At 36.1% G+C, this 7759-nt stretch carries 9 protein-coding genes and 1 pseudogene; 2 read left to right on the top strand and 8 right to left on the bottom strand.

What is annotated here, in order from left to right:
* From EO766_RS17470 to EO766_RS17455, 4 genes are all read right to left on the bottom strand, one after another.
* Window positions 1-203: hypothetical protein (locus EO766_RS17470; protein ID WP_287101674.1), on the bottom strand; the 203-nt coding region annotated here is incomplete at its 3' end.
* Window positions 204-205: 2 nt separating this feature from the next.
* The gene (locus EO766_RS17465) at window positions 206-769 is read right to left on the bottom strand and encodes a hypothetical protein (protein ID WP_081299128.1); all 564 of its coding nucleotides are present in this window, start codon (window positions 767-769) and stop codon (window positions 206-208) included.
* Between the two features lie 256 nt (window positions 770-1025).
* Window positions 1026-2213, bottom strand: a complete 1188-nt coding sequence (locus tag EO766_RS17460; protein WP_074420924.1) for a tyrosine-type recombinase/integrase — start codon at window positions 2211-2213, stop codon at window positions 1026-1028.
* 377 nt (window positions 2214-2590) lie between these two features.
* Window positions 2591-2884, bottom strand: coding sequence for a hypothetical protein (locus EO766_RS17455; RefSeq protein ID WP_074418430.1), 294 nt, complete (start codon window positions 2882-2884; stop codon window positions 2591-2593).
* A 563-nt stretch (window positions 2885-3447) separates the two neighbouring features.
* Between EO766_RS17455 and EO766_RS17450 the strand changes: the two genes are divergently transcribed.
* On the top strand, window positions 3448-3912 hold the full coding sequence (locus EO766_RS17450; RefSeq protein WP_074418428.1) for a hypothetical protein: 465 nt from the start codon (window positions 3448-3450) through the stop codon (window positions 3910-3912).
* Between the two features lie 139 nt (window positions 3913-4051).
* Here EO766_RS17450 and nadA read toward each other — a convergent pair whose 3' ends face one another.
* From nadA to EO766_RS17430, 4 genes are all read right to left on the bottom strand, one after another.
* A complete protein-coding gene (nadA, locus tag EO766_RS17445; RefSeq protein ID WP_074420918.1) occupies window positions 4052-5059 on the bottom strand; it encodes a quinolinate synthase NadA in 1008 nt (335 codons plus the stop codon).
* A gap of 578 nt (window positions 5060-5637) precedes the next feature.
* Window positions 5638-6528 carry an OmpA family protein gene (locus EO766_RS17440; protein WP_074420919.1) on the bottom strand — a complete coding sequence of 297 codons (891 nt, stop codon included), beginning with the start codon at window positions 6526-6528 and terminating at the stop codon, window positions 5638-5640.
* A gap of 62 nt (window positions 6529-6590) precedes the next feature.
* Entirely contained in the window at window positions 6591-7166 is a 576-nt protein-coding gene (gene nadD / locus EO766_RS17435; RefSeq protein ID WP_074420920.1) for a nicotinate (nicotinamide) nucleotide adenylyltransferase, read from the bottom strand.
* Window positions 7163-7411, bottom strand: a complete 249-nt coding sequence (locus EO766_RS17430) for a FeoA family protein (RefSeq protein WP_074418424.1) — start codon at window positions 7409-7411, stop codon at window positions 7163-7165. Before EO766_RS17430 ends, nadD begins: the two co-directional genes overlap by 4 nt.
* A gap of 75 nt (window positions 7412-7486) precedes the next feature.
* On the opposite strand from EO766_RS17430, the pseudogene EO766_RS17425 reads away from it, so the two are divergent.
* A pseudogene (locus EO766_RS17425) lies at window positions 7487-7759 on the top strand (hypothetical protein); the annotation flags it as partial.

Raw genomic sequence — 7759 nt, 5'->3', positions numbered from 1 at the left:
TAACGTCCATCGGCTTGGCGTTCGGTGGGGAGTTTATATTCGTCCAGCCGATAACCGAAGCTGATTAGAATTAATGATGATGAATTTAAGAACTTAAGCTCAATGTTGAACGTCGTGCTGAAACAACTGCTAATAAATGCAAATAGCTGATGGTTCATTCGTCCAGCCCCACTGACGCCAAACCGCTGTTGCCTGCAGTACATTATTACTTGTGTTTTCCAATAAGCGGTTGAAGTCTCTTTGCAAAAGCATATTCGATAATTGGCATGATGTCCGCCATATTATTGTCGAACTCCAGGACATTTACTTTCAACTCAATCGACAAGTCTTTTGCCCAGTAAAACAATTGCAAGCCTTGAGTTGCATTCACTTTGAAAAAGCCTAAGTGCTGAATTAATCGCCCCCAGAAAGTCCCCTTTACTTTTCCCACATACAAAACTTTTGAATTATAATTTATGTTCGACTTTAATGCTGGCGTTGCCTTTGGTCTTTCAGAAGCTTTGTAATTATTAAGTGCCTCTATCACTTTTTTTGTATCAGTTTCAGAGACAATTTCAAACCAGTACAACGACGGTCCACTTGCACTGATAAGTTGGTCAAAAATGGACTTGAATTTCGCTGATTGCCGAATGTCAACATAATTGAAGTCTTCGAGGTCTGAACAGTTTATAGTGAAGGAAATTTCTTTTTTTACTCCGTTTGTCCGAACCTCTTCCAAATGTTTGATTGCAGTTCCAATGAAGTCTTGCAGATATTCAATATTTGTCACGATGTTTTGGTTTAGGATTGTCAGCCGTATTGCAGGCAACACATAAATATATGCTATAATACGCTACTTTCCTAAAAAAACACACCTTGATAGCCAACTACTTAACATTATACAATTTCAATTTTCGTTAGGACAATCCACTCGGCTCTTTTTGTAAAACAAAATTTTACTGTTTATCGCTATTACTCCTTATAGATTGCTTAAAATCAATGCTTTACTGTTATCAAAATCAAATTGTCGCCCCCGCACAGCGGTTTTACCATTCTATGCTTTCTTTTTTCATTAAATCATCCAATGGGCTACTAATGTTTACCAAATTTCGTTTGCTTACGTGTAAATACCGTTCCGTTGTCTTTATGTCAAAATGCCCCAGTAGATCCTTTATATAACGTATATCCGTTCCTTTATCAAGCAGGTGTGTGGCAAAACTGTGCCGTAAACTATGCACACCTACCTCTTTTTTAATGCCCGCCTTGGTTTTGGCATTATTAAATATTTGCTGCACCGTACGGGTGGGGTAGGCGGTATTGGTTTGTTCAGATTCAAACAAGTATTCTTTTGGCTGCGGCCTGTACTCACTAAGGTATTTTCTTAATATATCCAATAATACAGGGCTTAGGTTTACATACCTGTCTTTTTTGCCCTTTGCTCGCCGCACAAAAATTTGCATACGGCTACTGTCTATATCCGATATCTTTAATTCCACAATTTCACTTACCCTTAAACCGGCACTGTATGCAGTAAATAACATGGCTTTATGTTTTTTATTAGATAGTGCATTAAACAACCTTCCTAATTCTTTTTCATTTAATAGTTTAGGAAGCAGTAAGGGTTTTTTGGGCCTGGGTATTTCCCAAAAAAACTTTTCACGGCCCAGCACCTGTTCAAAATAAAATTTTAATGCATTAAGCCTGCTATGAGCTGTGTTTTCACTTATTCCCTCTTTTTCTATTGTATAAACCATATAGCGGCGTAGCTCATCTGCAGTTAATGTATCTACATGCTTTTGTTTTATAGTTTGCAGCAACCGGCCAAATTCGTTTCGGTATGTTTTTATGGTGGAAGGGCTATAGGCCTTTAAAGTTAGTTGCTGCACAAGCATTGCCATTGCTTTATTATTTTCATTGCTTATTATGGATGTGGCCTGGCTCGTAATTTTGGGTTTGTTTGCTGCAGGTTGCATAGTGGTGTTCCCTGTTTCTTTTTCTTCTATGATATATTTTTTTAGAGCTGCATTATTAATAGAAGCATGGCAGCTTAATGTGTCCATAATTAATTGATAGTTGTTGCGGTTTAGCGGCAAATACCAGCAGGTATGTGTCCTGCTCCATTTAATACCTGGTATTTTTTTTACTATTCCGTTAAGCCGGGTATCTACTTTAAAATAAATGCCAATACATTCAGCATTTCGGTGCTCCAGTATTTTAAGAACAATTATTTGCATATCTAAAATAAAATAATAGATGTTTATAATTAATACTACCCTCCTTTCAACCTTCCCATTACCTTCCTCCAAAACAGTGATAAAATCCCTTCTCCCCGCTGTTAAAATTGATAACAGACTACAACTGACTGATTTCTCGTCTATCTGCCCCTTTTCTTTTTATTCATAAAAGTAATATAGCTGGTACAAAACTACTTCTAATTTAATGGCTGAATAAGATGCCCTATTTTATATGTTAATTATCAATCATACAATATTTAAGTATTAAAATGTCACTAACAAAATAGTTCTACGTATTGTTTCCGGAACTGTGTACAATACCATTATACCATTATATAATAAACAACTTCAGTAACACTTACCATAATACGTATCAATTAATCCAATATGGTCAGCCAAACTGAAAAGGTATTGGTTACTACAGTTAAATCAACAATCGCAATTGCAAAAAGTATAATAAAAAAAGTACCAACCGCTTGCAACCATGCGCCTTTTAAAACTTCCTGATAATATTGTTTAGCAAATAAAATTAATTGTTCATTAGTGGCATTAAGCGGAGGTACTGTATTAATACCAAACGAATTGCCAGTCATAAGAACATCTAAAATTCCTACAATTGCGCTATCAAAATAAATTTTCGTATAATTGTTTTGCCTGTCATAAGAAAACATTAAAATTATTTAATTGAGAAATGTCAGTTTATACTTGCCACCACTCATAAATATACCATAATTCTGAAGTTATTATATTATAAATAAAAAATATTATTATACTTATTTTCAAGGTATTATAACGGTTCCGCGAAATATACATACATTTTTAAACGCTTTCGTAAAGCCAGCCAACCCCATACGTTCATTATTTTACACCTTTTTTTAACAGCTTTATACAGCTTCGCTGTCCTCACCCACACAGCCCAGAGGTTTACTGTTTTTCCCTTTCTATTAAGATTAAATATATACCTTTTAGCTTTATGCACCAAATTTTTTATATACATTTTTTACTCCATTAGGGATTTTTTTCTCCTCCCTCAAATCCATCCTGCTTCCATACAACATCAACTCAACAGCGTTGCGCAACGCTGTTGATAGGTATTTCTATCAAATCTAGCTGCCTTACATTAGGTCTTCTTTATTGTTATAAATACCCGTATTTTTTTCACAAAAAACCTGCTCTAAAATTTGGAAACGGGGGTTGCGTTGTTGTATATTGTATACAAAAAAGTCAATATTATATGGCTACCATTCCCTATACGTATATTTCGGGTACTTTTAATGGCCTTACCTTTTATGTGGTCAACGGTCGGCAAATGGTGCGTACCAAAACCTCTATTAATAAAAAAAGGTTTTATGCCGATCCGGCTTTTGCCCGCTTGCGGCAGTACAGTGCATGGCTGCAAATAGCATCGCCTATTGCCAGTAAAATATACCGTCAACTGCCGCCGCAAAAGGGGTTACAACAAAAAATCACAGGCCAATTGATGCAATGGCTGAAAAAAGGTGTAGCGCTGGCAGTGGCAGTGCAACGGTTAATAGATGCCTATTTGCCAAAACCCAAAACCGTAGCTTCCATTCCTGCCGTTGGTGATGCTACTGTAGTGGATGCGCACAAAATATTCAGGCATGCAGATTCTAACACTTCTCTGCAGGTTTTAAATGGGCTGCCTCTGCGTACCGGTTACACGGCAGGCACTACCTAAACACAATATAATTTGGCCATACTTTGCTTGTTGATTGCTGCAGAACGAATAGGCGAACAAGAGATTGGCTGAATCACCTGCCTTCAGGTTTTTCTTGAATTGACTCTATGAAGTGCATATAATGGTATTTCATTGCTGTTTATCCAATTAATCCCGCAGCTTTACTAATGGCCAACATGCGGTCTAAAGGTTTTTTGGCGGCTATACGCAAATCCTCTTCCATGGTAATTTCAGGTAATTCGTATAATAAGGTATTGTAAACTTTTTCCAGTGTATTCAGCTTCATATACGGACAATCGTTGCAAGCACAATTGTTATTGGGCGGCGCCGGTATAAAGGCTTTACCGGGATTATCTTTTTGCATTTGATGCAGGATACCAGTTTCGGTGGCTACAATATAAGACTGAGCGCTATCGGTATGGCTATATTTTAATAATTGGGTAGTACTTCCTATAAAATCGGCCATGGCTAAAACAGATTCTTCACATTCAGGATGGGCCAATAATTTAGCTTCGGGATGCCTTATTTTTAATCGGGTAATTTTTTCTACACTAAATATTTCATGTACCTGGCAGGCTCCATTCCATAACAACATATTTCGGCCGGTTTTTTTATTGAGGTAGGCTCCCAGATTACGGTCGGGTGCAAATAAGATGGGCGTATTTCCGGGTACACTTTCTATTATTTTTTCAGCATTGCCCGAAGTACAAATAATATCACTCAGGGCTTTTATTTCGGCGGTGCAGTTGATGTAAGAAATCACTACATGATCGGGATGTTTGGCTTTAAATTGTTTGAATAATTCAGTTGGGGCACTGTCGGCCAACGAACAACCGGCTTTTAAATCGGGCAGTAAAACCTTTTTATCTGGATTCAATATTTTGGCGGTCTCTGCCATAAAATGTACGCCGGCAAATAAAATAATGGCTGCATCGGTTTGTGATGCCTGTTTGGCCAATCCCAAACTATCGCCAATATAATCGGCAATATCCTGTATATCGGGTTCCTGATAATAATGAGCCAGTATAATGGCATTTTTGTGTTTTTTGAGTTGTTCAATTTCCTGGAACAAATCTACGTGCAGATCAATATCCACATCTAAAAAACCTTTTGATAATAAGTTGGCTTTTGCTTCGGCAATGTTCATAACTCGGGTAGTAATTCTTTAATAATATATTTTTATAAAAACCCTATTACTATTACGGGTGTGTATATCGGGATAACTTTCTTATCAACAATGTGTAAAGTTAATTATTCTTTAGTTATCCCTATGCTTTCACAGATTATTCACACCGTGAAACATAAGTGATTACTGTATTGGTAGAGTTTATGCACGCAGGTGTATTGTATTGTTTTACTGTATTCACTTTTTTGGTTTAACAGGTTATGCACAGTGTATGAACTGGTGATGGTTTGTGTGGATTACACTGAATTTTCAGTATATCTCTTTTTTACGCTTAGTTATTCTTTTTTTAAGCACAGTGTTTTTATCCAAAAAACGATTTTCTAACAGGTTTAAAAGGGATGTACACAGACCAGTGTGGATAAATTTTTTGTATATTGATTACTATTTTTATTTTATATAATATATTTACTAATTAATTTATTTTATTGTGTTACTTTTGCTGTTTTTTTTATTTTATGTGTTTTTTTATCTTGATGCTATCATAAAAAAAAGGCTGCTTCATTTTAATAAAGCAACCTTTTTTATGGTATGGATGGATATTAGTTGGTTTTTGGTTTTTCTAATAACTTAAAGAATTGGTCCAACTGTGGTAAAATTATAATTCTGGTTCTGCGATTTGCAGCTCTTCCTTCTGGAGTATTGTTTGAGGCAACGGGAACGTATTGACTGCGTCCTGCAGCTGTAATTCTTTTTGGATCAATGCCATAATTATTTTGTAAAATACGTATTACTGAAGTGGCACGTTTTACACTTAAATCCCAGTTGTCTAATAATAATCCGTTTCTAAACGGAATACTGTCTGTATTGCCTTCTACCATAAATTCTATATTGGGTTGGTTATTGAGTACCTTGGCTACTTTACCCAATACTACTTTAGCCCGGTCGGTTACATCGTAGCTGCCGCTTTTAAACAATAGTTTATCAGAAATATCAATGTACACTACATCTTTATCAACTTTAATATTAATATCACTATCCTCTAAATTACCTAATACACCTTTTAAATTCATCACCAATGCCATATTCATGGAATCCTTTTGTGCAATAGTGGTTTGTAATTGTTGTATGTAACTGTCTTTAGAACTCATATTATCCATTGATTTTTTAATACTTTCTGCCTGAGATGCCGAAATAACCGACAAATCTTTTAATTGATTCAATACCTGTGTATTGTTTTGTTTCAAAAAATCTACCTGTTTGTTTAAGTCACCAATTTGCCCTACCAGAATACTTTTTTGATTTTGAAGGCCTTTGATTTCATCGTCTGAAGCGCTCAAATTTCCCTGGCAGTCGCGGTACTTCTGTTGCAGTTCTAAATACGCACCATTCAGTTGATTGTATTTTTCTTCCGACTGTCTGAGTTTTTTCGGGCTAACACAGGCAAACAATAATACTGCACAGGATAGAGCGAGAAGGCTGGTTGTTTTCATGATGACAAAACTGTTTAATAGATTAAAAAATAATTAATTTATAATGTAAATTTATTCCCTTTTTACTTTACATAGTATCCGGCTTTCTCAATTTCTATTCGAACGGGTTCCGGTACTAAGTAGCGAATGCTTTTTTTCTCCTGAATCAATTTGCGGATATAGGTTGCAGAAATATCGAGCATGGGTGCTTTTAATACCGTTATTCCTTTGGGTAGGTGGTTGGGTAAAGAATGATCGGGTCGCAGGTACACCAATAAGGGATATTGCTGCATTAATAATGTATGGTTTTTCCATTTGTGGATGTTTTCAAAACTATCACTGCCCATAATCACAGCAAATTGATGTTGCGGATATTTTTCGCTTAAATAAGTTAAGGTATCAATGGTATAAGAGGGTTTGGGTAAACCAAATTCCACATCCGATACTTTCAGTTGCATATCATCTGCTGCAATGGCCAAACGTGCCAAATGTAAACGGTGGAATTCGTTCAGTAAACCCGGTGCAGGTTTCAAAGGGTTTTGTGGGCTTACTACCAACCAAACCTGATCTACCGGACCATGATTGGCAATATGACTGGCAATAATTAAATGGCCGTGATGAATAGGGTTAAAAGAGCCAAAGTACAGCCCAATTCTCATGAATGTGTTTTTTTTTCGTTTGTGATATTATCAATCATAATGGCTGCCGCTTCATTTAACCGGAGGCTTAAAGAATAACCGGCAACGGAAATGGAAATGGGATCGCCTAATGGGGCAATTTGTTCTACCTTAATCATTTCTCCCGGCACACAACCCATTTCCATCAGCTTAATGAATAGCTCATCGTTTTTAAATGTGGTAATGGTGCCTTTGTCTCCAATCTTCAACTGACTCAATGGTTTCATAATGGGATGTAATAGGTTGTGAATTTTTTACAGTTTGTTTATTTGAGTGGTCTATACAAAATAGACATTCTGCTGATGTTTATAAAACACAAAAGTAAACCCATTTTATCGGGTTTAATTACGAATTTTGGTTTTAACCATCTATTAGAAACCATGCCTATTATTTATTTTCATGCAGCAGACAGGCCTTTTTACTGGAAGAACAAAACCCTATTAAAAACTTTTCTTACTACCATTTTTAAAAAAGAAAAACATTTGGGCAAACGGGTGGATTATATTTTCTGTTCCGATGAACACCTACTGTCTATGAACCAGCAATTCCTGCAACATGATACTTATACCGATATT

This window comes from Hydrotalea sp. AMD, assembly GCF_004100315.1.
Classification (GTDB): domain Bacteria; phylum Bacteroidota; class Bacteroidia; order Chitinophagales; family Chitinophagaceae; genus Hydrotalea; species Hydrotalea flava.
This window is presented reverse-complemented; position numbering and strand designations above follow the sequence as displayed.